General features: G+C 66.5%; 1 protein-coding gene. It reads left to right on the plus strand.

Translation table 11 applies throughout. The features are described from left to right. Nucleotides 1-89 precede the first annotated feature (89 nt). Nucleotides 90-1,131, plus strand: a 1,042-nt coding sequence (locus tag ABZV94_RS41840) for an LCP family protein (RefSeq protein WP_356350375.1), incomplete at its 3' end; no start/stop codon positions are given.

Raw genomic sequence — 1,131 nt, forward strand, 5'->3', positions numbered from 1 at the left:
ACGAGGGCGGCGGGAGCGGGGGCGGCCGGGCCGGCCATCGGCGCGGCAAGTCACGTAAACGGGCGGCCACGAAGTCCCGTAAACGCCGCGTGTTCCGTTGGATCGCGATCGCGCTGGCGCTGCTGGTCCTGGGCACGGCCACCGCCGGATACCTGTACTACCAGCACCTCAACAACAACATCCGCAGCAGTGCGCGCAGCGGCGGCGAGAGCGGCGTGAAGAAGGCCGCACCCAACGCCGCGGGGCAGACCCCGATCAACATCCTGCTGCTCGGTTCCGACAGCCGCAACAGTGCGGAGAACGTGAAGCTCGGCGGCAGCCGGGACTCCGTCGGTGACAAACCGCGGGCTGACGTGCAGATGCTTCTGCACATCTCGGAGGACCGGAAGAGATCCTCGATGGTCAGCATCCCGCGTGACACGATCGTCGAGATCCCCGAGTGCAAGGACGACGAGACCGGCCAGTCGTACCCCGCCACCGACAACAAGCCGATCAACGAGTCCCTGCAGCGCGGCGGTCCGGGCTGCACGCTGACCACCTGGGAGAAGCTCACCGGCGTCTACATCAGCCACTGGATGATGATCGACTTCGCCGGTGTGGTGGCGATGGCGGACGCGATCGGCGGCGTCGACGTGTGTGTGAAGACCGGCGTGTGGGACCGGCCGACCCGCATGGTCAAGGGGGGCTCCGGCCTCAAGCTGCCGGAGGGGACCAGCACGGTCCAGGGCGAGGACGCGCTGAAGTGGCTGCGCACCCGGCACGCCTTCGGCAATGACCAGAACCGGGCCAAGGCCCAGCACATGTACATGAACTCGATGCTCCGCACGCTCAAGAAGCAGAACGCGTGGTCGGACGCGGGCCGGCTGATGAACCTCGCCGAGACGGCCACCGAGGCCCTCCAGGTCTCCGACGAGATCCGCTCGGTGAAGAAGCTCTACGACCTGTCGACGCAGCTCAAGAACGTGCCGATCAACCGCATCACGACGACGACGATTCCGACGGTCGAGTGGTCGCAGGACAAGAACCGGCTCGTGATGGTGGAGAAGTCCGCCGACCAGATGTGGCAGATGCTCCGTGAGGACGTCGCCTTCGACAAGAACGGCAAGCCGAAGGCGAAGGCCTCACCCTCCG

The sequence above is a fragment of the Streptomyces sp. NPDC004658 genome (genome assembly GCF_040609555.1).
Taxonomy (GTDB): Bacteria; Actinomycetota; Actinomycetes; order Streptomycetales; family Streptomycetaceae; genus Streptomyces.